Raw genomic sequence first — 24,109 nt, forward strand, 5'->3', positions numbered from 1 at the left:
GCCAATATGGTCGGGGTATGACGACCGAGGCTGACTCCTTCCCCCGTCGGCACGCCCGGACCCAGCGGTTCACGCTCGGCGCGCCGCGTGCGTTCGCCGTGGCACCCGACGGTTCGCGTGTCGCGTTCCTGCGTTCCGGCTCCGGCACCGACCCGGCCAACTCCCTGTGGGTACTGGACCTTCCGGAAGGCACCGAGCGCCTGGCGGCCGACCCGCGCGCGCTCCTCCAGGGTGCCTCCGAGGAACTGTCGGCCGAGGAGCGGGCGCGCCGGGAGCGCAGCCGCGAGGGCGGCGCCGGCATCGTCGGCTATGCCACCGACAGCGCCCTGGAGTTGGCGTCTTTCGCCTTGTCAGGGCGGCTTTTCACGGCCGAGCTGCGGGCCGGCACGGCACGCGAACTCCCGGTCCCGGGACCGGTGATCGACCCGCGTCCGTCGCCCGACGGACGGCACGTCGCGTACGTCGCCCAGGGCGCGCTCAGGGTGGTGGGCGCCGAGGGGGACGGCGACCGGGCGCTGGCCGAGCCGGAGGCGGCGGACGTCTCCTACGGCCTCGCGGAGTTCATCGCGGCCGAGGAGATGGCGCGCTCGCGCGGGTTCTGGTGGGCGCCGCAGTCGGACCGGCTGCTCGTGGCGCGCGTGGACGACACGCCGGTGCAGCGGTGGTGGATCGCGGATCCGGCCCGCCCGGAGCGTGAGCCGAATGACGTCAGGTACCCCGCGGCGGGCACCCCGAACGCGGACGTGCGCCTGTTCGTCATCGGCCTCGGCGGGGAGCGCACGGAGGTCGCATGGGACCGGTCCCGCTATCCGTATCTGGCGCGTGTGCACTGGTCAGAGGCGGGTGCGCCGCTGCTGCTCGTGCAGGCGCGGGACCAGCGCAGCCAGCTGTTCCTGGCGGTGGACCCGGATTCCGGGGCCACGCGGATGGTGCACGCCGACGAAGATCCAACTTGGCTGGAACTCTTCGCCGGTGTGCCCTGCTGGAGCCCGTCAGGGCAGCTTGTCCGGGTCGCGGACGAGGCCGGCGCACGGGTGCTGACGGTCGGCGAACGGCCCTTGACCAGCGGCCAATTGCACATTCGGGCCGTCCTGGACGTGGGTGCGGACGACGTACTGGTTTCCGCCTCTTCCGGTCCGGAGGCCGGGGCACCGGAAATTGGCGAAGTCCATGTGTACCGGGTGAACGAATTGGGCGTGGAACGCCTGTCGCAGGAGCCGGGGGTGCACTCGGCGGTGCGCTCCGGGAGCGTGACCGTTCTGGTGTCCGCCGCGCTGGACCGGCCGGGTGCCCGGGCCCAGGTGCTGTGTGACGGGAAACCGACGGCCACTGTCCGTTCGTACGGCGAAGATCCCGGTTTGTCCCCACGGGTGACCCTCACCCAGGGGGGCGCACGCCGAATCCCGTGCGCCGTGCTTATGCCACGGGACTACCACGGTGACACTCCCCTGCCGGTTCTCATGGACCCCTACGGCGGTCCGCACGGCCAGCGGGTGGCCGCCGCGCACAACGCCCACCTCACCTCCCAGTGGTTCGCCGACCAGGGCTTCGCGGTGGTCGTCGCCGACGGCCGGGGCACCCCGGGCCGCTCGCCGGCCTGGGAGAAGTCCATCCGGGACGACGTGGCGGCCGTCGCGCTCCAGGACCAGGTCGACGCGCTGCACGCGCTCGCCGAGCGGTACCCGCTGGACCTGGACCGGGTGGCGATCCGCGGCTGGTCCTTCGGCGGCTACCTGGCGGCGCTGGCGGTGCTGCGCCGTCCGGACGTCTTCCACGCGGCGGTGGTCGGCGCCCCGGTCACCGACCTGCGGCTGTACGACACCCACTACCAGGAGCGCTACCTCGGCGACCCGAACGATAGGCCGGAGGTCTACCGGCGCAACTCGGTGATCGACGACGCGGGCCTGGTCGACCCGGCCGAGCCGCACCGCCCGATGATGGTCATCCACGGGCTGGCGGACGACAACGTGGTCGTCGCCCACTCGCTGCGCCTCTCCTCCGCCCTGCTGGCCGCCGGCCGCCCGCACGAGGTGCTGCCGCTGTCCGGGGTGACCCACATGACCCCGCAGGAGGCGGTCGCCGAGAACCTGCTGCTCCTCCAGCTGGACTTCCTCCGGCGCTCCCTCCCCCGGCCGGCCGGGGGTGAACTGCGTTAACACGCAGGCAACTTCACGGAAGCGGTACCGATATACGGACACGGGAGGCTGATCAGCGTACGGCCGTGCGGGTGCCGTAAACGGGCCGGGATGCACCATGTCATCCCGGCCCGTTGCCGTTGAGCTGCGGTTCCTCCGGCGGTACGACCTGCTTGTCCTCCGCGAAGTGGCATGCCGAGGCGTGGGCCGCGGGACCGGGGGCGGCACGGAAGGCGGCCGGGACGGCGAGCGCCGGGACCTCCCGGGCGCAGCGCTCCTGAGCCTTCCAGCAGCGGGTGCGGAAGCGGCAGCCGGAGGGGATGTTTGTCGGCGAGGGCACGTCGCCGCTCAGGATGATCCGCTCGCGGTGCTCGCGGGCCTCGGGGTCGGGCACGGGCACGGCGGAGAGCAGGGCCTGGGTGTAGGGGTGGGTCGGGTGGTCGTAGATCTCGCTGTCGCGGCCGGTCTCCACGATCCGGCCCAGGTACATCACCGCGATCCGGTCCGAGATGTGCCGGACGATGGACAGGTCGTGCGCGATGAAGACGTACGACAGGTGGAACTCCGCCTGGAGCCGGTCCAGCAGGTTGATCACCTGGGCCTGGACCGAGACGTCCAGCGCGGACACCGGTTCGTCGGCGACGATGATCTCGGGCCGTAGCGCCAGCCCCCGGGCGATGCCGATGCGTTGGCGCTGGCCGCCGGAGAACTGGTGCGGGTAGCGGTTGACGTACTCCGGGTCGAGGCCGACCACGTCCAGCAACTCCTGCACCCGGCGGCGGCGGTCGCCCTTGGGGGCCACCTCGGGGTGGATGTCGTACGGCTCCCCGATGATGTCGCCCACCGTCATCCGGGGGTTGAGCGAGGTGTAGGGATCCTGGAAGACCATCTGGATGTTCCGGCGCACGGCTTTGAGGGCCTTGCCGGACAGCCGGGTGATGTCCTCGCCCTTGAACCTGATGGTGCCGGCGGTCGGGCGCTCCAGGTTGCACAGCAGCTTCGCGACCGTCGACTTGCCGCAGCCGGACTCCCCGACGATGCCGAGGGTTTCGCCCTTGCCGAGGCTGAAGTCGACGCCGTCGACGGCCTTCACCGCGCCGATCTGCTTCTTGAAGAGGATGCCCCGGGTGAGGGGGTAGTGCTTGACGAGGCCGCTCACTTCGAGGATCGGCTCAGCCATCCAGGCACTCCCTCCAGAAGTGGCAGGCGCTGCCCCGGCTCGCGGACACCGGGTAGAGCGGCGGCTCGTCGGTGCGGCACACGTCCCGGGCCAGCGGGCAGCGCGGGTGGAAGGAGCAGCCCGGCGGGATGTGCGTGAGGTTCGGCGGCAGGCCCTGGATGGCGTACAGCTGCTGCCCCTTCTGGTCCAGTCGCGGGATGGAGTCGAGCAGGCCCCGGGTGTAGGGGTGGGCGGGCGCCTTGTAGATGTCGTGGACGGGCGCGGACTCGACGATCCTCCCGGCGTACATCACGGCGATGCGGTCGGCGACGTCCGCGACCACGCCGAGGTCGTGGGTGATGAGGATGAGCCCCATGCGGTACTCGCGCTGCAACTCCGCGAGCAGGTCCATCACCTGGGCCTGGACCGTGACGTCGAGGGCGGTGGTGGGCTCGTCGGCGATGATCAGCGCCGGTTCCAGGGCCAGCGCCATCGCGATCATGATGCGCTGGCGCATACCGCCGGAGAACTGGTGGGGATAGTCCCGCACCCGCTGGGCGGCGCCCGGGATCCGCACCCGCTCCATCAGGTCCACGGCCCTGGCCCGCGCGTCCTTCTTCGACATCCCCCGGTGGACGACGAACATCTCCCCCAGCTGGTCGCCCACGGTCATGACGGGGTTGAGGGCGGACAGCGCGTCCTGGAAGATCATCGCCATCCCGGCGCCCCGGATCCTGCGCCGCTCCTGCCCCTTCAGCGTCAGCAGGTCCCGGCCGTCGAAGAGGATCTCGCCGCCGGTGATCCCGGCCGGGGGCGTGTCGAGGATGCCCATGACCGCCTGCGCGGTGACGGACTTCCCGGAGCCGGACTCCCCGAGCACGGCGAGGGTCTCCCCCGCGTCCACCTCGTAGCTCACCCCGTTGACGGCATGCGCCACCCCGTCCCGGGTCCGGAACTCCACCCACAGATCCCGCACTTCGAGCAACACCACACCCTCACCTCGCCTTCCCGTCGACAGCGCCACGGCCGCACCGCCGGGCAGGGTGAAACCGGAACCCACCGCACCCCACACGCCCGCCCGCACCACCACGACACCGCGCCGCGGACCGCGTCACCGCGCCCTCACCTCAGCTTCGGGTCGAGGGCGTCGCGGACGGCGTCGCCGAGCATGATGAAGGCCAGGACCGTGACCGCGAGGGCACCCGAGGGCCACAGGAGGGCGTGGGGGGCGTTGCGGATGTAGGGGGAGGCGGCGGAGATGTCGATGCCCCAGGAGACGCTGGGCGGTTTGAGGCCGACGCCGAGGTAGGACAGGGTCGCCTCCAGGGCGATGTAGGTGCCGAGCGCGATGGTCGCGACGACGATCACCGGCGCCACGGCGTTCGGGGTGATGTGCCGGAGCAGGATGCGGGCGTCGGAGGCGCCGAGGGCGCGGGCGGCCTGGACGTAGTCGTGCTGCTTGGCGGTGATGACCGAACCGCGCGCGATCCGGGAGATCTGCGGCCAGCCGAGCAGCACCATGAACCCGATGACCGGCCAGACCGTATTGGAGGTCACCACGGAGAGGAGGACGAGACCGCCGAGGACCACCGGGATGGCGAAGAAGATGTCCGTGATCCGGGACAGGACCGAGTCCCACAGACCGCCGAAGTAACCCGCGAGGCCGCCCAGCACCGAGCCGAGCACCGCCACCCCGAGGGTCGCCAGCACCCCGACCGTGACGGACGCCCGGGCGCCGTAGACGGTCCGCGTGTAGACGTCGCAGCCCTGTCCGTCGTAGCCGAAGGGATGCCCCGGCCGGGCCCCCTCCCGGGCCTTGGCCAGGTCGCACGTCAGGGGGCTGCCGGAGGCGATCGCCGACGGCCACAGGGAGATGACGATCAGGAAGAGGATGACCAGGGCGGAGACCAGGAAGACGGGGTTGCGGCGCAGGTCGTGCCAGGCGTCGGACCACAGCGAGCGCGGTCTGCCCACGGGCCCGGTGCCGCCCGCTCCCCCCGGCGCCGGCTCCAGCGTGGCCGCCTCGCTCGCGCCGAGGTCCATCGCGCCGCCCATGCCGGTGCCGGCGATCGCGCGCTCGGGCTCGTACGGCTGTTCAGGCATAGCGGATCCTCGGGTCGAGTACGGCGTACAGGAGGTCGACGAGGAGGTTGGCGACCAGGAAGACCAGGACGAGGACGGTCACGAAGCCGACGACGGTCTGCGTGTTCTGGCGCAGGATGCCCTGGTAGAGCTGGTAGCCGACGCCGTGGATGTTGAAGATCCGCTCGGTGACGATCGCCCCGCCCATCAGCGCGCCGATGTCGGTCCCGATGAAGGTGACCACCGGGATGAGGGAGTTGCGCAGCAGGTGCCGGGTGATGACCCGGTGCCGGGGCAGGCCCTTGGCGACGGCCGTGCGGACGTAGTCGGACCGCCTGTTCTCGGCGAGGGAGGTGCGGGTGAGCCGGGTGACGTAGGCGAGGGAGACGGAGGCGAGGACCAGGCCCGGCACGATCAGCTCGCCGAACGCGGCGTCCGGGGAGACGGACGGTCTCACCCAGCCCCATTCCACCCCGAGCAGCAGCTGGAGCAGCAGGCCGGTGACGAAGGTGGGCACGGAGATCACCACCAGGGTCAGCAGCAGCACGGTGGTGTCGACGGGCCGTCCGCGCCTGAGGCCGGTCAGCACGCCGAGCGTGGTGCCGACGACGACCTCGAACAGGACGGCCACGACCGTGAGCCGGATGGTGACGGGGAACGCCGTGGCCATCAGCTCGGTGACCCGCTGCCCGTTGAACGCCGTACCGAAGTCGCCGGTGAAGACGTTCCCCATGTAGGTGGCGTACTGCTGCCAGAGCGGCTTGTCCAAGCCGAACTCCCGCCTCAGCTGGGCGGCGGTCGCCGGGTCGCACTGCCGCTCGCCGCACAGGCCCGCGACGGGGTCGCCCATCACGTTCACCATGAGGAAGATCAGCAGGGTGGACCCGACGAACACCGGGACCATCTGCAGCAGTCGCCGGACGACATAGCGTCCCATGGCGCCTCAGCTGACCTTGATCTCGTTGTAGACGGGGACGCTGAAGGGGTTGAGCGCCACGCCGGACAGCCGCTCGGAGTAGCCGGCGCTGCCGTTCTGGTACCACAGCGGGATGGCGGCCATGTTGTCCCGGACGACCTCCTCCGCCCGCTGGAACAGCTGGACGGCCCTGGCCCGGTCGGTCTCGGCGTTGGCCCGGTCGACGAGCCGGTCGAAGTCCTTGTTCGACCACTTGCCGTCGTTGGAGGAGGCGTCGGTGTAGTACAGCGGCTGCAGGAAGTTCTGGATGAGCGGGTAGTCCATCTGCCAGCCCGCCCGGAAGGGGCCGGGCATCTTGTGCCGGCCGATCCGGTTGCGGAAGTCGGCGAAGGTGCCGACGGGGTTGCCGACGCAGGCCTTGCTGTTGCCGAGGGCGTTGTTGATGGAGTTGCACACGGCGTCCACCCACTCCTTGTGCGAGCCCGTGTCGGCGTTGTAGGTGATCCGGACCTGGCCGCCGGGGATCCCGCCGCCCTCCTTGATCAGCTTCTTTGCCCCGGCCGGGTCGTAGTCGCAGGCCCTGCCGCACAGACCGGCCTGGTAGCCGCCGTCGGCGCCGAGGACGGGCGAGGTCCAGTCGGTCGCGGGGGTGCGGGTCCTGTCGAAGATCGTCTCGGTGATCTGCTTCCGGTTGATCGCCATGGACAGGCCGGTGCGGACCTTCTCCGCGCCCGGCTTGTTCCAGGCCTTGTCGTAGTAGGGGAAGGCGAAGGTCTGGAGGATGCCGGCCGGGGTGTTGATGTAGCGGTCGCCCAGGTCGCTCCGTACGTTCTTCAGCTGGGCGGCGGGCACGTCGTCCACGAGGTCGAGGTTGCCGGCCATCAGGTCGGTGTAGGCGGTGTTGTTGTCCGTGTACACCTTCAGGTCCACGCCGCCGTTGCGGGCCTTGTCGGGGCCGGGGTAGCCGTCCCACTTCCTGAGGGACATCTGCGAGCCCTTCGTATAGGACTCGACGGTGTAGGGGCCGTTGCCGACCGGTTTCCGCAGCCAGGCCGCGTGGTCGGTGAAGAACGCGCGGGGCAGCGGGGCGAAGGCCGCGTAGCCGAGGGTGTCGGGGAAGCCGGAGAACGTCTGGCGCAGCCTGACGGTGAAGGTGTGGTCGTCCACCACCTTCAGCCCGGACAGGGTGTCGGCGGTCTGTGTGCCGCCGCTGGGGTGGACCTTGTCGTATCCGTCGACGTAACCGAAGAAGTAGGCGTTCTTCTGGTTGTGCTTCAGGCTCGCCCCGTAGTTCCAGGCGTCGACGAACGAACGGGCGGTGACCTTCTCGCCGTCGGAGAAGGTCCAGCCGCGCTTCACCCGGATCGTGAAGTTCCGCGAGTCCTTCGTGTCGATGGACTCGGCGAGCATGTCGGTGGCCTTGCCGGTCCTCGGGTCGTACTTCTTCAGGCCCCGGAAGATCATGTCGAGGACCTTGCCGCCCTGCACCTCGTTGGTGTTGGCCGGCTCCAGCGGGTTCTGGGGGTCGCCCCAGGAGGAGCTGAGCACCGCGCCGCCGCTGCTGCTTGAGGCGCCGCCCCCGCAGCCGGCTGCGGCGAGTGCCACCGCCACCGCGCATACGGCCCCTCGGGCGCGCGTGACTCCCCGCATGCCGTGCCTCCTCCGTACGCACTGATCCGATATCGGTCGATATCGGCACATACGGCATGTATCGCATGCTTGCCGCCCGATTGAACGACCTTTAGAGGGACAGGTCACCCGAATGCAGGCACCGTCCGTCCGCCGCCCTGATGATCTTGGGTGTCGCGTGCAATAGATCTTCATGTAACGATGCCGAAACGTTGGATTGAGGCGGGGAGATGTACGCATTTCGACACTCGGCCGTCCGCATATCGAACTTCTTGCCCGAATTGCCCAGTTGGTCCGATGTGAAGCACGGATTGATTACGGCGCGCTACCCGCGTAGCTACGGAATGATCAAGGCAGAGTAAAGAAGGTAAAGAGACAACCAAGGCGGTCGAGAATTTATTGACCTTGAATGAATTGCGTTGAAAAAGTCCGGCGTAGCCCGTAGGGGAGCGCCCTGCGGAGCCTTGACCCACAAGGCACGGAGCATCATGACCCCCGCAACCCCTTCCCCGGCCGCCCCACTTGAGGTGACCGACGAAGACAGCGCCGCATCGGCGAAGCCCGGCACGCCCAAGGGCAGCGAGAGCCGCTCTCCGGGACGGCTGGCCTGGACCCGCTTCAAGCGGGACCGGACGGGCGTCATATCCGCCTTCGTGGTGATCTTCTTCTTCGCTGTCGGCATCCTCGCGCCGCTCATAGCCAAGGTGTACGGCAAGGACCCGTACACCACCTACGGCATGAACACCCCGGGCCTGCTGAACGAGTTCAACTTCCCGATCAAGCCCAACGGCGGCATCAGCTCCGACTTCTGGTTCGGCATCGAGCCGCAGCTCGGCCGGGACGTCTTCACCTTCCTGCTCTACGGCATCCGCAACTCGCTGATGATCGCCGCGGTGGCCGCACTGCTGACGACCCTGCTCGGCGTCGTCATCGGCATCACCGCCGGCTACCTGGGCGGCAAGACGGACTACCTCGTCGGCCGCGTGATCGACATCCTGCTGGCGTTCCCGCAGACCCTGTTCTTCATCGCCTTCTGGCCGGTGGTCATGGCGATCTTCGTCTCGCCGGAGGAGAACACCCCGGTCTGGCTGACGGTCACCAGCCTCATCCTCGTGATGACGGCCTTCGGCTGGGCCTCCATCGCCCGTCTGCTGCGCGGCGAGGTGCTCGCCCTGCGCGAGCGGGAGTTCGTCGAGGCGGCCAAGGTCACCGGCGCCTCCCCGGCCCGCATCATCTTCAAGGAACTGCTGCCCAACCTGTGGACTCCGATCCTGATCCAGTCCACTCTCCTGCTCCCCACGTACGTCACGGCGGAAGCGGGCCTCGCCTTCGTCGGCGTCGGCCTCACGGATCCCACCCCCGACTGGGGCGTGATGATCCAGAACGGTGCCAAGTACTACCAGGACGACATCACCTTCATGCTCTTCCCGGGCCTGTCGATGGTGATCTTCGTCGTCGCCTTCAACCTGCTCGGCGACTCGGTCCGCGACGCACTGGACCCCAAGACCAAGCGCTGATGCGTCATCCCCGGCCACGGCGACGGGGCCCGGCCGGGGTCCAGCACCACTTCGTTCCTCCAGCAGAACAGGCCAGCCATGTCCTTTTCCCGCAGAAACTTCCTGATCGCCACCTCTGTCGCGGCCGCAGGCTCGACGGTGCTGTCCGCGTGCAGCAGCGGTGACTCGGGCGGCAGCGGCGGCACCCCGAGTGCCGGCGCCACGGAGTACACCGGTGCCAAGGTCACCGTCGGCACCGCGGCCGACTCCACCGGCCCCGCCCCGGAGATCCCCGGCGCGAAGACGGGCGGCACGATCTACGGCCTGGCTCCGGACGACTTCTCCCACCTGGACCCGCAGCGCATCTACTACGCCTACAACTCCACCGTCGCGCTGCTGCTGCACCGCTGCCTGACCGGCTACAAGATCGACGCGTCCGGCAAGCAGAAGCTGGTCGGCGACCTGGCCACCGACACCGGCAAGGCCTCCGACGACAACAAGACCTGGACCTTCACGCTGAAGGAGGGTCTGAAGTGGGAGGACGGCAGCGAGCTGACCGTCGAGGACGTCCGCCACGGCTTCGAGCGCGCCTGGGCGCCGTTCGTCACCGAGGGCGCCGACTACGCCCAGCGTGCGCTGACCGGCAAGGGCGGCAAGTGGCGTGACGCGTACGAGGGCCCGTACAAGGGCAAGCACCTCGACGCGATCACCATCGACAAGGCGAAGCGGACGATCACCTTCAAGCTGGCCGAGTCGAAGCCCGACTTCAACTTCACCCTGGCCATGCACTCCTACGCCGCGGTGCCGGTGAAGCTGGACACCAAGGAGAAGTACGACAAGAAGCCGGTCGCCTGCGGCCCGTACAAGATCAAGGCCCACACCACCGACAAGTCGATGGTGCTGATCCGCAACAAGCACTGGGACCCGAAGACCGACTCGATCCGCAACGCCTACCCGGACGGCTTCGAGTTCACCTTCGGTGTCGAGACGCTGGACGGCGTCGACCGCCTCATCTCGTCCCAGGGCAACGACGCCTACGGCGTCTCCATCTACAAGGGCGTGCCCGCCGAGCGCATCCAGAAGGTCCTCACCGACCCCGACCTGAAGAAGCGCACCTTCAACGGCCTGATCACCGGCACCTACTTCTACTGGATCAACTCCAAGCGCGTCACGGACCTCAAGGTCCGCCAGGCCCTCATCCACGCCTGGCCGCTGCAGCAGATCCGGCAGGTCTACGGCGGCCCGTCCTCCGGCGACTTCGCGACCTCGGTCCTCAGCCCCGACATCATCGGTTACCAGAAGACCGATGTGTACAACAAGCTGAAGAAGCCGCAGGGCGACCCGGAGGCCGCGAAGAAGCTGCTGAAGGAGGCCAACGCGCTCGGCCAGAAGATCGTCTACGCCTTCCCGAACGACCCGACCTACAACAAGACCAAGGTCGTCATCGAGAACGCCCTGAAGGCGGCCGGCTTCACCCCGGTCATCAAGCCGCTCGAGTCCACGGCGTACTACGACCAGATCCAGCAGATCGACAACAGCTACGACGTGATGTGGGGCGGCTGGTCCCCGGACTGGCCGACCGCCTACACGATGATCCAGCCCCTGCTCGACGGCGACGCCATCGGCAACGGCAAGAACAACGTGTCGCAGACCGACGTCGACTGGATCAACGAGGCCATCAAGAAGAACGCCGTCATCCCGGACCAGCAGGAGGCCGGCAAGGCCTGGGCCGCGCTCGACAAGCGGATCATGGAGGAGGTCGCCCCGATGATCCCCGAGACGTACCAGCGTCGCTTCTACGTCTACGGCAACAAGGTCGGCGGCGCCCAGTTCGACCCGAACTTCTCCGCGACCCTGCTGTACAAGACCTTCGTCAAGGCCTGACGTACGGCCCCCTAGGCGGGGCGGCCCAGGTGCCGCCCCGCCGTCTCACCCCCCTACGGCATCCGTCAGGAAATCCCAACTGCCATGTTCCGCTTCCTCGTCCGCCGGATCCTCGGCGCCGCGGTGATTCTGCTGATCATCAGCGCCCTGGTGTTCGTCCTGTTCTACGCCGCTCCGCGCGACCCCGCCCGCATCGCGTGCGGCAAGGTCTGCACCCCAGAGACGCTGGCCCTGGTGCGGAAGAACCTGGCGATCTCCGACCCGCTCCCCGTGCAGTACTGGGAATGGCTCAAGGGCCTGTTCGTGGGGCGGGACTACAGCTCGTTCGGGCATTGTGACGCTCCTTGCCTGGGCTTCTCCTTCCAGAGCCGCGAGCCGGTCCTGGACACCATCCTGGACCGCTTCCCCACCACGGTCTCCCTGTCCCTGGGTGCCGCCGTCGTCTTCCTGATCTTCGGTGTCGGCACCGGCATGCTGGCCGCCGTCAAGCAGGGCAAGGCCCTGGACAAGATCGCCAGCTCGGCCTCGCTGGTCGCGTCCTCGATGCAGATCTACGTCGTCGGTGTCTTCGCCACCTACCTCCTGGTCGACCAGTTGCACCTGCTGGACCGGGCCAGCTACACGCCCTTCACGGACAACCCGGGCAAGTGGTTCTCCGGCCTGCTGGTGCCGTGGCTGGTGCTGTCGCTGATCTTCACCGCGAACTACACGCGTATGACGCGATCCCAGATGGTCGAGACGCTCACCCAGGACTACGTCCGCACCGCCCGCGCCAAGGGCCTGTCCCGCCGCACGGTGTTCTTCCGGTTCGCCTGGCGCGGCGCCATGGGCCCGATCATCACCATCTTCGGCCTCGACCTCGGTGTGCTGCTCGGCGGCGCGATCATCACCGAGTCGACCTTCAGCCTCCAGGGCCTCGGCATGCTGTCGGTGAAGGCGGTGCAGAACAACGACCTGCCGGTGCTGCTCGGCGTCGTCCTGGTCGCCGCCGGCGCGATCGTCGTCTTCAACATCATCGTGGACGCCGTCTACGCCCTGATCGACCCGCGCGTGCGCCTCGCTTAAGGAGAGACCCATGAGCACCCCCTTCCTCTCCGTCCGCGACCTCAAGGTGCACTTCTCCACCGAGGACGGCATCGTCAAGGCCGTCGACGGGCTCTCCTTCGACCTGGAGAAGGGCAAGACCCTCGGTATCGTCGGCGAGTCCGGCTCCGGCAAGTCCGTCACCAACATGGCGATCATGGGCCTGCACGACCCGCGCAACACCGCCCTCGACGGCGAGATCCTGCTCGACGACAAGGAGCTGATCACCGCCTCCGAGAAGGAGCTGGAACGGCTCCGGGGCAACAAGATGTCGATGATCTTCCAGGACGCGCTGGCCTCGCTGTCGCCGTACCACACCATCGGCGCGCAGATCGGCGAGACGTACCGGAAGCACACCGGCTGCACCAAGCGCGAGGCCCGGGTCCGGGCGATCGAGATGCTGCGCCGGGTCGGCATCCCGCAGCCGGACGCCCGGGTGGACGACTACCCGCACCAGTTCTCCGGCGGTATGCGCCAGCGCGCGATGATCGCCATGGCGCTGGTCTGCGACCCCGAGCTGCTCATCGCCGACGAGCCGACCACGGCCCTCGACGTGACGGTCCAGGCGCAGATCATGGACCTGCTCAAGGACCTCCAGCAGGAGTTCGGCACCGCCATCATCTTCATCACGCACGACCTCGGTGTCATCGCCGACATCGCGGACGACGTGCTGGTGATGTACGGCGGCCGGTGCGTGGAGCGCGGGACGAAGAAGGAAGTGCTGCGGGACCCGAAGCACCCGTACACGCTGGGGCTGCTCGGTTCGATGCCGGCGCTGGACGGGCCGGTCGACGTCCCCCTGTCGCCGATTCCCGGCTCGCCGCCCTCCCTGCTCAACCCGCCGTCCGGCTGCCGCTTCCACCCCCGCTGCGCGTTCGCCGACAAGGTGGCCGGCGGGCGGTGCTCCGGCGAGCGGCCCGCGCTGGAGGTCGTGGACGGGCGGGGTGCGGCCTGCCACCTGACGCCGGAGCAGAAGCGCGAGTTGTTCACCGACTACGCCGCCGCCCGCACCCACTGACGGATTTCAGACGGGACTTCACCACCATGAGCAGCACCACCCCCCTCCTGGACGTCTCCGGGCTCACCAAGCACTTCCCGATCAAGGGCGGCTTCCCCATCAAGCGGACGGTCGGCGCCGTGCAGGCCGTCGACGGCCTGGACTTCCAGGTGGCCGAGGGCGAGAGCCTGGGCCTGGTCGGCGAGTCGGGCTGTGGCAAGTCGACCACGGGCCGGCTGATCACCCGCCTGATGGAACCGACCAGTGGCACGGTCACCTATCGCGGCCAGGACATCACGCATGCCGGCCGCAGGCAGCTGGCGCCGATCCGCTCCGAGATCCAGATGATCTTCCAGGACCCGTACGCCTCGCTGAACCCGCGGCAGACGGTCGGCAAGATCATCTCCGGTCCCATGGAGATCAACGGCATCAACCCGCCCGGCGGCCACGAGAAGCGCGTGCGCGAGCTGCTGGAGATCGTCGGTCTCAACCCGGAGCACTACAACCGCTTCCCGCACGAGTTCTCCGGCGGCCAGCGCCAGCGCATCGGCGTGGCCCGCGCCCTGGCCCTGGAGCCAAAGCTGATCGTGGCGGACGAGCCGGTCTCGGCGCTGGACGTCTCCATCCAGGCCCAGGTCGTCAACCTGCTCCAGCAGGTCCAGAAGGACCTCGGCATCGCGTTCGTGTTCATCGCCCACGACCTGGCGATCGTGCGGCACTTCTCACAGCGCGTCGCGGTCATGTACCTGGGTAAGATCGTCGAGATCGCCGACCGCGACGACCTGTACAACAACCCGCGGCACCCCTACACGCGGGCCCTGCTGTCCGCCGTCCCCGAGGCCACGGTGGACGAGGAGCCGCGCGAGCGCATCCGCCTGACCGGGGATGTGCCGTCGCCGATCAACCCGCCGTCCGGCTGCCGCTTCCGCACCCGGTGCTGGAAGGCGACCGAGAAGTGCGCGACGGAGGCCCCGCCGCTGGTGGAGGCGGCGGGCAACAAGCCCGGTCACCTGACGGCGTGTCACTACCCGGAGACGACGGACACCGTGCCCGCCCCGCGCCTGACCAAGGACCCCGAGGCGGCGGCCTGACACACCCCTTTCCGTCAGCCGCCCCCTTGCGGAGCGGACTTTCACCGGCCCATTGACCCGAGCCCATGAACGTCCGGTCCAGGGGAAGAGGGCCCGCGCCTCCCGAGGCACGGGCCCTCTTCGTTGTTCCGGCCCGGCATACCGGAGCGCCCCAACACCCGTGCCGACGGTAAGAGTTCGAGAACTGTCGTTCCTGACACACCGTTCAGCATCCTGTGTCAGACTGCCGCGGTGGTGGATCACGTCTATGCCGATCTCTCGCTGGCCGCGCTGTACGACAGCCTCAACCCCTGGGGACCGGGTGACGACTTCTACCTCGGACTGCTGCGGCAGGCCGGGTCCGTGCTGGACATCGGGTGCGGCACGGGACAGCTGCTGCGGCGGGCCCGGGCCGAGGGCCACCAGGGTCGGCTGACGGGGCTCGATCCGGCCGCCGCCATGCTCGTCCAGGCCCGGCGGGCCCGGCCGGACGTCGAGTGGGTGCTCGGCGATGTGCGGGTGCGGTGCTGGCGGCCGGAGTTCGACCTGGTCGTCATGACCGGGCACGCCTTCCAGGAACTGGTGACGGACGAGGAGATCCGGGTCTGCCTGCGCGCCGCCCGCGCGGCCCTGACGGACGGGGGACACTTCGTCTTCGAGACCCGCAACCCGGGCGCCCGCGCCTGGGAGCGCTGGACCCCGGACCGGGTGCACGAGATCACCGACACCGACGGCACCCCGGTGCAGGCGTGGCACGAGGTCCGAGGCGACGGCCCGGACCGGGGCCGGGTGCACTTCACGGAGACCTACACCGCCCCCCACTGGCCCGCCCCCCGGGTCGTCCCCGGCGTCCTCCGCTTCCTGGACGCCGACACCCTGAACACCTTCCTGGCGGAGGCGGGCCTGACCGTCGTCGAGCAGTACGGCGACTGGGACGGGTCCCCGCTGACCCCCGACTCCCCGGAAATCATCACGGTGACCCGCAGGGCCTAGGGGGCGGCCAGTGGGGGCCGGCCGAGCCGTGTCCTAGCCCTGGTCCTCCTCCAGTGCCGTCAGCGCCGGGTCCAGGATGATGTCCTCCTCGCGGGCGGTGGTCGGGTCCTCCGGGAAGTGGCAGGCCGTCAGGTGGCCGTCCCGGTTGCCGGAGAGCCGGAGCAGCGGGGGTTCCTCGGCCGCGCACCTGTCCTGTGCCTTCCAGCAGCGAGTGCGGAAGCGGCAGCCGGACGGCGGGGAGATGGGGGACGGCACGTCGCCGGCGAGGCGGATGCGCTCGCGCGAGGGCGCCTCCCCCTCCGTCAGAGTCACCTCGGGGACCGCGGACAGCAGGGCGTGGGTGTAGGGGTGGCGCGGGCGGGTGTAGATGGAGTCCCGGTCGCCCACCTCGATGATCTTGCCGAGGTACATGACGGCGACGCGCTGGGAGAAGTGCCGTACGACGGCGAGGTCGTGGGCGATGAAGAGGAACGCGATGCCCAGTTCCCGCTGCACCTGCTGGAGCAGGTTGACGACCTGGGCCTGGATGGAGACGTCCAGGGCGGAGACCGGCTCGTCGGCGACGATGAGCTTCGGTTCCAGGGCGAGGGCGCGGGCCACGCCGATGCGCTGGCGCTGGCCGCCGGAGAACTCGTGCGGGAAGCGGTTGTAGTGCTCCGGGTTCAGGCCCACGATCTCCAGCAGTTCGCGGACCCGCTTCTCCCGGCCGCCCTCCGGACTGATGCCGTTGATCTCCATCGGCCCGGAGATGATCTTGCCGACCGTCTGTCGCGGGTTCAGCGACGAGTACGGGTCCTGGAAGATCATCTGGATCTCGGAGCGGATCGGCGCCAGCTGTCTGCGGGTGGCATGGCTGATGTCCCGGCCGCGGTAGGTGATCGTGCCGCTGGTCGGTTCCATCAGGCGGGTGATGAGCCGGCCCGTGGTCGACTTGCCGCAGCCCGACTCTCCGACCAGGCCGAAGCTCTCCCCCGCGTGCACGGTCAGGTCGAGGCCGTCGACGGCCTGGACATGGCCGACCGTGCGGCGGATGGGGAAGCCGCCCTTGACCGGGAAGTGCTTGACCAGCCCCGAGACCGTGAGCAGCGGCTCCGCAGCCGCGTCGTCGCCGGCCTCGCGGCCGGCGGGGAGGACGAGGTCCTCTTTCATGACGGGTCCTCCTAGCCCAGTCGGGGCCTGATCTCGTCGACGAAGATGGTTCGCTTCTGCTCCGCGCTGAGATGGCACGCCGAGGAGCGGTCCGGCGCCAGCAGGGGGCGCTCGGTGGTGCAGCGGTCGCCGCCGACCCGGTCCCGGAAGGTGCACCGGGGATGGAAACGGCAGCCGGACGGCGGGGTGAGCAGACTCGGCGGGGTGCCGGGGATGGGCGAGAGCGGGGTGCCGAGGTCGGAGTCCAGCCGGGGCATGGAGTTCAGCAGACCCCAGGTGTACGGGTGCTGCGGGGAGCGGAGGACCTCGTCCATCGTGCCGCGTTCCACCGCCCGGCCCGCGTACATGACCATGATGTCGTCGGCCATGTCGGCGATGACCCCGAGGTCGTGGGTGATGAAGACGATCGCCGTGCCGAACTCCCGCTGGAGGTCCTTGAGCAGGTCCAGGATCTGGGCCTGCACGGTCACGTCGAGGGCCGTGGTCGGCTCGTCGGCGATCAGCAGGTCCGGGTCGCAGACCAGCGCCATGGCGATCATCGCGCGCTGGCGCATACCGCCGGAGAACTGGTGCGGGTAGTCCCGGGCGCGTTCCTTGGGGTTGGGGATGCCGACCTTGGCGAGCATCTCCATGGCCCGCTCCCAGGCGGCCTTCTTCGAGGCGCCGGTGTGCTTCATGTACGGCTCGGCGATCTGCCGGCCGATGGTGTAAAAGGGCGACAGCGCGGTGAGCGGGTCCTGGAAGATCATCGCCATCCGGTTGCCGCGGAGCTTCTCCATCTCCTTCTCGGTGGCGGTGATCAGTTCCTTGCCGTCGAGGACGACCTCCCCGTCGATCGTCGTGAACAGCGGGTCGTGCAGCCCGAGGATCGTCAGGTTGGTGACCGACTTGCCCGAGCCCGACTCTCCCACGATGCCGAGGGTCTTCCCGCGGTGCAGATCGAAGGAGAGGCCGTCGACGGCCTTGACCGGGCCGTCCTCGGTGGAGAACGTCACCTGGAGATCGCGCACCGAGAGGAATGCGTCCGGCCCGGTCGGGGCCGGTGCGCCCTCGGCCTTGGTCACTGTGGTCACGATGGCTGGTTCTTCCTAGGAGAGCCGGATGCGGGGGTCGATCCACGCGTAGGTGATGTCGGTCAGGATGTTGATGACGAGGATGAAGAAGGCGCCGAACAGCATGACCCCCATCGTCAGCGGCAGGTCCTTGTTGACCGCGCCGTCCACGGCGAGCCGGCCGATCCCCTGCAGGGAGAAGGTCAGTTCGGTGACGACGGCACCGCCCAGCATGGAGCTGACGTCGATGCCGAGCACGGTGACGATCGGGATGAGCGAGCCGCGCCAGGCGTAGCGCAGGAAGACGTACTTGCGTGACATGCCCTTGGCCCGGGCGGTGCGCACGTGGTCCTCGGCGAGCTGCTCGATCATCGACGAGCGCGCCATACGGGTGTACTGCGCGGTGAAGATCGTGGCCATCACGCACACCGGGATCGACATCCCGACGAACCAGCCGGCGGGGTCCTGGGTGAAGGGCACGTACTTCGGGTCCTCCATCCAGCCGGTGCCGTAGACGAGGATCGTCAGCACGACCGGGCCGAGGAAGTAGATCTGGAAGGAACTGAGCACCATGGACGCGCCGGTGGCGACCTTGTCGACCATCGTGCCGCGCCGGTACGCGGCGATCATGCCGGCGCCGACGCCGACGAGGAGGAAGACGATCGCACCGCCGGCAGTCAGGGTGAGGGTCAGCGGGAACCGGTCCATGATGGTGCTCCAGACCATGTCCCCCGAGTAGAACGACACGCCCAGGCAGGGGGCCGAGCAGTGCCCGGTCGGGAAGTCACGGCCCGTCACGATGCCGGTCATGAATTCCCAGAACTGCTGGGCGAGGGGCAGGTTGAGCCCCAGGGCCTCCCGGATGTCCGCCAGCCGCTGGGGCGAACAGTCCTTGCCACAGGCCAGGGAGGCGTAGTCGGAGGGTGCGGCCACGAAGAGGAAGAAGGTCGCCGCCCCGATGAGGAAGAGCGTGACGAAGGCGCCGACCGCGCGCCGGATGATGAACTGAAGCATGGCGGGCTGGCTGCTCTCTGCGGAGACGGTGGGTGGGGTGCGCTCGGAGCGGGGGCGCGCCCGCGGTCCGGGCGCACCCCCGTCGTCAGCCGCGGATCACGACTTCAGGAAGAGCCTGTTGATGTCGATGAGGCTGGACACCGAGCCGTAGCGGGCACCGCCCACGTTGGAGCCGGAGATCTGGAACTGCTTCGTGTACCACAGAGGGGCCGCCGGGATGACGTTCTCCAGCAGGTAGTGCTGTGCCTCCCGCCAGGTCTTCGCGGCCTCGGCCGGCGGCTGCGTCAGCGCCTTCTTGATGAGGGCGTCGACCTTCGGGTCCTTGACGTGCGAGTAGTTCGCGGAGCCGTCGAAGACCTGCGAGCCGTCGTAGATCGGTGTGACGACCGTGCCCGGGGACGGCCAGTCCTGGCCCCAGCCGGTGATGTAGATGTCGTACGGGTTCTTCAGCTTGCCGATCTGCTCGTAGTAGCTCGCCCCGTCGACCTCCTTGGCGACGACGTCGAAGCCGACCTTGGTCAGCGCGTCCTCGACGGCGACCTTGCGCCGCTGGCCCTGCTCGCTGTTGGCGTAGGCGAAGACGAGCTTCTTCTCGGCGGCCGGGACACCCTTGAGGATCTCCTGCGCCTTGGCGATGTTGCCCTGCGGGGTCTTCAGACGGCCGTAGGGGTCGTAGCCGGGCTCGTAACCGGGCAGCGTCGGCGCGAAGTAGTTCGGCGCGACGTCACCGCCGTAGGCACCGCCCTCGCCGGCGATGAGGGACTTGGAGTTGACCGCGTAGGTGACGGCCTCGCGGACCTTCTTGTCCTTGACCCGGTCGAGGTTGAAGGTGAGCGTCATCACGTAGGGCTGGTAGCCCTTGACCGTGCGCTTGCTGGCCTCCGGGTTGCTGATGACGTCCTGGATCTGGGTGGCGTCGACGCCCCCGGTGAGCTGGATGGCGTTCTTGTTGTCGCCCTCGTCCGCGATCAGCCGCTTGGTCTGGGTGGACTCGGTGACGCCGAACTGGAAGGTGAATCCGTCGGCGTACTGGTGGCGCACGGAGTCGGTCTTCGGGTCCCAGTTGGTGTTCTTCACCAGCTTCAGGGTCTTGCCGACCTTGTTCTCGACGATCTTGTACGGTCCGGTGGCGACCGGCTTCTTCTCGTACCGCTCCTTGGTGTCGCCCTTCGCCGGGACGACGGCGTAGCCGGCCATGGCGAGCGTCTGCGGCAGGTCCGGGCGCGGCTGGTCGAAGTGGAAGACCACGGTCTTGTCGTCCGGGGTGTCCAGGACGGAGGCCGGCAGGTGCTTGCCGTCGAAGCCGCCGCCGGGCAGGGCCTTGCGGTAGTCGGCGCCGCTCAGCCAGGTCTGCAGATAGGTCGGGCCGTCGAAGATGAACTTGGCGTACTGGCGCTCGATGGTGTGCCGGATGTCGGCCGAGGTCAGGGGGTTGCCCTTCTCGTCCTTGATGCCGTCCTTCAGGGTGAAGGACCAGGTCTTGCCGCCGTCGGTGGACTTGCCGGAGTCGGTGGCGAGGTCGCCGACGACCGAGACGTTGCCCTTGTCGTCCTCCCGGAACTGGGTCAGCCGGCGGAAGAGCAGGTTGGCGACCTGGCCGGCGTCGGAGACGTAGATCTGGCCGGGGTCCAGGTGGGTGAGGCCCGGCTCCTGGTACACCGTGATCGTGCCGCCGGGTTTGGCACCGGGCACCTCCTCGGCGCGGCCGGTCGATCCCGCGGCGCCGACATAGGTGACCGGCTTCGACTGGACCGCCGCCTGCTTCTGGTCCTTCTTGGTGTCCTTGCCGGATTTGCCGCCCTCGTTCTTCGAGCAGGCCGTGAGAGCCAGGGAGCCGGCCGCGATGGCGATCACGACGACGCGCGCTCCGCGGGCGCGATGAGACATCATGTGGCGAATCCACCTACCTGTCGGTTGTTATCCGTGAGATCTGCCGGGCGCCGGCCGCGCGGGCCGGCGGGGGCGGCAGCCACCCCCCACCCAACGGACGTCCTATCGCCCGGACTTGGGGTCGAACGCGTCCCGTACGGAGTCCCCGAGGAGGTTGAAGCACAGGACGAAGATCACCAGCGCCACCCCGGGGAAGAACATGAACGCCGGGTCCTGCTCGGCGTACCGGGCGCCGGCGGCGAAGAGACGTCCCCAGTCGGGCGTCGGCTCGACGAACCCGACGCCCGCGAAGGACAGGAAGGCGATGCTGAGGATGGTGCTGGGCAGTTGGTACGTGAACTGCACCAGGATCGGGGTGACGACGTTGGGCAGGATCTCCTTGCGCACGATCCGCCACGGGGAAGCGCCCGAGACCTTGGCCGCCTCCACGAACTCCCGTTCGCGCAGGGACAGTACGGTCGACCGCACCAGCCGGGCCATGCCCATCCAGCCCAGCACCCACAGCACGATGAGCATGGCCAGGGCACGGAAGTAGGTCGGCGTCTCCTCGCGGGGATCCACGAAGAACGACGTCACGACGGGCATGAAGGCGATGAAGAACAGCTGTTGCGGAAAAGAGAGGAAGAAGTCGGTTCCCCGGCCGATCCAGTAGTCCGTACGACCGCCGAAGTAGCCCCCGATCAGGCCGATCACGACACCGGTGACCATGATGAGGACGGTGATGCCGAGCGCCATGAACAGCGAGGTCCGCATGCCGTAGAGCAGCATGGCGTAGAGGTCGCGGCCGTACTGCGGTTCGACGCCGAACCAGTGGTCGCCCGAGACGCCTCCCAAGTAGCCGAGCGGAAGCCCGAATTCATCGACCACGGGCTTGTCGGCATAGGTGGGATCCTGGCCGTACAGCGTGTACGGATCGGTGCCCGGCAGCTTGGCGAGCAGCGGCGCGAGCAGGGCGACGACGAAGTAGCCGATCACCACCACGGCGCAGATGACGCCCGTGCGGTCGCGTTTGAAGCGCAACCACATCAGCTGGCCGGGGGACCGGCCCGTGAGCGTGACGGCTTCGGTTCTCGCCTCCGGCCCTGGTGCGCCGTCGACGACGACCGAAGCCCCGCCGCCCTCTATGTCGATAGGACTTGTCACGGTTCGTCCGTTTCACAGGTATGAGTGTGAGAGGTGCCCGCGTACTCCGAGGACGCGCGTGACCGCAGTCGGACGCGCGTAGTTACTGGGGTTCCCTCCTCATGACTCCACGTGTTCACCAATGAGAGGGGGTTTCCGTCCACCCTCCGACACCCCTGACGGAGGGTCAGACACCCCCTGGTGCTCGCGAGTCGGCACTGTCCCCACAGTGCGAGACCCATTGACCCGAGCGCTACGCGGCTAACTATCTGCCATGGGTCGACTACCGACCACTGCCCGTAGATCTCAATTCAGTCACAGCTCGCGCCTGCACCTTCCAAAATCTGGACAAACTGTTCGTCAGAAGAAGGCGCGAAACGGACGTGTTACATGGCTATCGGGCAGCGATCTCCGCATGTCGGACATGCCGCCGCCGAAAACGGGTTGCAAAAAGCCCGGGTGTCCCCACCATGGGGACACCCGGGCTCAAGTGCCGGGAAATCAGCTGTGCTTGGCGCGGCTCGCGGAGCGAGCGCGCTCCCGCTGGTCGAGCACGACCTTGCGAATGCGAACGGCCTCCGGGGTCACCTCGACGCACTCGTCGTCGCGGCAGAACTCCAGCGACTGCTCCAGCGACAGCTTGCGCGGCGGCACGATCGCCTCGAACGAGTCGGCCGACGACGACCGCATGTTCGTGAGCTTCTTCTCCTTGGTGATGTTGACGTCCATGTCGTCGGAGCGGGAGTTCTCACCGACGATCATGCCCTCGTACACCTCGGTGCCCGGCTCCACGAAGAGCACGCCGCGCTCCTGGAGGTTCGTCATCGCGAACGCGGTGACGGCGCCGGAGCGGTCGGCGACGAGGGAGCCGTTGTTCCGGGTCGTCAGGTTGCCGAACCAGGGCTCGAAGCCCTCGTGGATGGAGTGGCCGATGCCCGTGCCACGGGTCTGGGTCAGGAACTCGGTACGGAAGCCGATGAGACCGCGCGAGGGCACCACGAACTCCATGCGCACCCAGCCGGAGCCGTGGTTCGACATGTTGTCCATACGACCCTTGCGGACGCCCATGAGCTGCGTGACGGCGCCCATGTGCTCCTCGGGCACGTCGATCGTCATGCGCTCGACCGGCTCGTAAACCTTGCCGTCGATCTCCTTGGTGACGACCTGCGGCTTGCCGACCGTCAGCTCGTAGCCCTCGCGGCGCATCTGCTCGACCAGGATGGCCAGCGCCAGCTCACCACGGCCCTGCACCTCCCAGGCGTCGGGGCGCTCGGTGTCGAGGACCCGCAGCGAGACGTTACCGATCAGCTCGCGGTCCAGGCGGTCCTTGACCTGGCGGGCGGTGACCTTGCGGTCCTTCACGGCAGCCTTGGCGTCGGCGCCCTTGCCGGTGCCGCCGCGGCCGACCAGCGGCGAGGTGTTCGTACCGATCGTCATCGAGATCGCGGGCTCGTCGACCGTGATCAGCGGCAGCGGGACCGGGTTCTCGGTGTCGGCGAGGGTCTCGCCGATCATGATGTCCGGGATACCGGCGACCGCGCAGATGTCACCCGGGCCGGCCTTCTCGGCGGGCTTGCGGGTGAGCGCCTCGGTCATCATCAGCTCGCTGATGCGGACGTTGCTGATCGAGCCGTCGCGCTTGATCCACGCGACCGTCTGACCCTTGCGCAGCTCGCCCTGCTCGACGCGGAGCAGCGCGATACGGCCGAGGAAGTTGTCGGCGTCCAGGTTGGTGACGTGGGCCTGGAGCGGCGCGTCCTCGTCGTAGGTCGGGGCCGGGATGTGCTCCAGGATCGTGGAGAAGAACGGCTCCAGGCTGTCGCTGTCGGCCGGGACCGTGCCGTTGTCCGGCTTGGTCAGCGAGGCGATGCCGTCACGGCCGCAGGCGTAGACGATCGGGAACTCGATCTGCTCCTCGTCCGCGTCCAGGTCGAGGAAGAGGTCGTAGGTCTCGTTGACGACCTCGTCGATGCGGGCGTCGGGGCGGTCCGTCTTGTTGATGCACAGGATGACGGGCAGCCGGGCCTGGAGCGCCTTGCGCAGCACGAAGCGGGTCTGCGGCAGGGGGCCCTCGGAGGCGTCCACCAGCAGCACGACACCGTCGACCATCGACAGACCGCGCTCGACCTCGCCGCCGAAGTCGGCGTGGCCGGGGGTGTCGATGATGTTGATGGTGATCGGGTCCCCACCGTCCTTGGGGTGGTACTTCACCGCCGTGTTCTTGGCGAGGATCGTGATGCCCTTCTCACGCTCCAGGTCGTTCGAGTCCATCATGCGGTCGTCGACCGAGTCGAGCTGGTGGGCGGCGAACGCGCCGGCCTGCTTGAGCATGCCGTCGACGATGGTGGTCTTGCCGTGGTCGACGTGAGCGACGATGGCGACGTTTCGGATGTCGTGGCGCGTGGCCATAAGCTGCCGTACTCCCGGAGTGGTGAGGA

General features: G+C 68.5%; 18 protein-coding genes. 7 read left to right on the forward strand and 11 right to left on the reverse strand.

Translation table 11 applies throughout. From position 1 onward, the window contains the following. Window positions 1-17: 17 nt before the first annotated feature. The gene (locus tag ACIP4Y_RS14845) at window positions 18-2,156 is read left to right on the forward strand and encodes a prolyl oligopeptidase family serine peptidase (RefSeq protein ID WP_401392662.1); all 2,139 of its coding nucleotides are present in this window, start codon (window positions 18-20) and stop codon (window positions 2,154-2,156) included. A gap of 100 nt (window positions 2,157-2,256) precedes the next feature. Here ACIP4Y_RS14845 and ACIP4Y_RS14850 read toward each other — a convergent pair whose 3' ends face one another. The 5 genes from ACIP4Y_RS14850 to ACIP4Y_RS14870 form a co-directional block, all read right to left on the reverse strand. Next, window positions 2,257-3,315, reverse strand: coding sequence for an ABC transporter ATP-binding protein (locus ACIP4Y_RS14850; RefSeq protein ID WP_401392665.1), 1,059 nt, complete (start codon window positions 3,313-3,315; stop codon window positions 2,257-2,259). Beyond that, window positions 3,308-4,282, reverse strand: a complete 975-nt coding sequence (locus tag ACIP4Y_RS14855) for an ABC transporter ATP-binding protein (protein ID WP_401393897.1) — start codon at window positions 4,280-4,282, stop codon at window positions 3,308-3,310. Before ACIP4Y_RS14855 ends, ACIP4Y_RS14850 begins: the two co-directional genes overlap by 8 nt. A gap of 134 nt (window positions 4,283-4,416) precedes the next feature. After that, complete coding sequence (locus ACIP4Y_RS14860) at window positions 4,417-5,397, reverse strand: ABC transporter permease (protein ID WP_358639120.1); 981 nt, start codon at window positions 5,395-5,397, stop codon at window positions 4,417-4,419. Beyond that, window positions 5,390-6,313: an ABC transporter permease gene (locus ACIP4Y_RS14865; RefSeq protein WP_401392668.1), complete on the reverse strand. Its 924-nt coding sequence runs from the start codon at window positions 6,311-6,313 to the stop codon at window positions 5,390-5,392. Before ACIP4Y_RS14865 ends, ACIP4Y_RS14860 begins: the two co-directional genes overlap by 8 nt. Window positions 6,314-6,319: 6 nt before the next feature. Further along, entirely contained in the window at window positions 6,320-7,942 is a 1,623-nt protein-coding gene (locus ACIP4Y_RS14870) for an ABC transporter substrate-binding protein (RefSeq protein WP_401392671.1), read from the reverse strand. A gap of 467 nt (window positions 7,943-8,409) precedes the next feature. Here ACIP4Y_RS14870 and ACIP4Y_RS14875 point away from each other — a divergent pair, with 467 nt between their 5' ends. From ACIP4Y_RS14875 to ACIP4Y_RS14900, 6 genes are all read left to right on the forward strand, one after another. Further along, window positions 8,410-9,438 carry an ABC transporter permease gene (locus ACIP4Y_RS14875; protein ID WP_401392674.1) on the forward strand — a complete coding sequence of 343 codons (1,029 nt, stop codon included), beginning with the start codon at window positions 8,410-8,412 and terminating at the stop codon, window positions 9,436-9,438. Window positions 9,439-9,516: 78 nt separating this feature from the next. After that, complete coding sequence (locus tag ACIP4Y_RS14880) at window positions 9,517-11,301, forward strand: ABC transporter substrate-binding protein (protein WP_401392677.1); 1,785 nt, start codon at window positions 9,517-9,519, stop codon at window positions 11,299-11,301. Window positions 11,302-11,385: 84 nt separating this feature from the next. Beyond that, window positions 11,386-12,366 (forward strand): ABC transporter permease, encoded by a 981-nt coding sequence (locus ACIP4Y_RS14885; RefSeq protein WP_401392680.1) that lies wholly within the window; start codon window positions 11,386-11,388, stop codon window positions 12,364-12,366. Window positions 12,367-12,376: 10 nt separating this feature from the next. After that, window positions 12,377-13,402 carry an ABC transporter ATP-binding protein gene (locus tag ACIP4Y_RS14890; protein WP_401392683.1) on the forward strand — a complete coding sequence of 342 codons (1,026 nt, stop codon included), beginning with the start codon at window positions 12,377-12,379 and terminating at the stop codon, window positions 13,400-13,402. Between the two features lie 26 nt (window positions 13,403-13,428). Continuing rightward, the gene (locus ACIP4Y_RS14895; RefSeq protein ID WP_401392686.1) at window positions 13,429-14,472 is read left to right on the forward strand and encodes an ABC transporter ATP-binding protein; all 1,044 of its coding nucleotides are present in this window, start codon (window positions 13,429-13,431) and stop codon (window positions 14,470-14,472) included. A gap of 231 nt (window positions 14,473-14,703) precedes the next feature. Further along, complete coding sequence (locus ACIP4Y_RS14900) at window positions 14,704-15,444, forward strand: class I SAM-dependent methyltransferase (RefSeq protein WP_401392689.1); 741 nt, start codon at window positions 14,704-14,706, stop codon at window positions 15,442-15,444. 33 nt (window positions 15,445-15,477) lie between these two features. On the opposite strand, the gene ACIP4Y_RS14905 is transcribed toward ACIP4Y_RS14900, so the two are convergent. The 6 genes from ACIP4Y_RS14905 to typA form a co-directional block, all read right to left on the reverse strand. After that, window positions 15,478-16,593: an ABC transporter ATP-binding protein gene (locus ACIP4Y_RS14905; RefSeq protein ID WP_401392692.1), complete on the reverse strand. Its 1,116-nt coding sequence runs from the start codon at window positions 16,591-16,593 to the stop codon at window positions 15,478-15,480. A gap of 11 nt (window positions 16,594-16,604) precedes the next feature. Beyond that, complete coding sequence (locus ACIP4Y_RS14910; RefSeq protein ID WP_401392695.1) at window positions 16,605-17,666, reverse strand: ABC transporter ATP-binding protein; 1,062 nt, start codon at window positions 17,664-17,666, stop codon at window positions 16,605-16,607. Window positions 17,667-17,681: 15 nt separating this feature from the next. After that, window positions 17,682-18,659 (reverse strand): ABC transporter permease, encoded by a 978-nt coding sequence (locus tag ACIP4Y_RS14915; RefSeq protein ID WP_401392697.1) that lies wholly within the window; start codon window positions 18,657-18,659, stop codon window positions 17,682-17,684. Between the two features lie 96 nt (window positions 18,660-18,755). After that, window positions 18,756-20,549 carry an ABC transporter substrate-binding protein gene (locus tag ACIP4Y_RS14920; protein ID WP_401392700.1) on the reverse strand — a complete coding sequence of 598 codons (1,794 nt, stop codon included), beginning with the start codon at window positions 20,547-20,549 and terminating at the stop codon, window positions 18,756-18,758. Between the two features lie 102 nt (window positions 20,550-20,651). Further along, window positions 20,652-21,692 (reverse strand): ABC transporter permease, encoded by a 1,041-nt coding sequence (locus tag ACIP4Y_RS14925; RefSeq protein WP_401392703.1) that lies wholly within the window; start codon window positions 21,690-21,692, stop codon window positions 20,652-20,654. 480 nt (window positions 21,693-22,172) lie between these two features. Next, window positions 22,173-24,080, reverse strand: coding sequence for a translational GTPase TypA (gene typA, locus ACIP4Y_RS14930; protein ID WP_358639150.1), 1,908 nt, complete (start codon window positions 24,078-24,080; stop codon window positions 22,173-22,175). Window positions 24,081-24,109: the final 29 nt, after the last annotated feature.

Source organism: Streptomyces sp. NPDC088810 (assembly GCF_044750305.1).
Classification (GTDB): Bacteria; Actinomycetota; Actinomycetes; order Streptomycetales; family Streptomycetaceae; genus Streptomyces.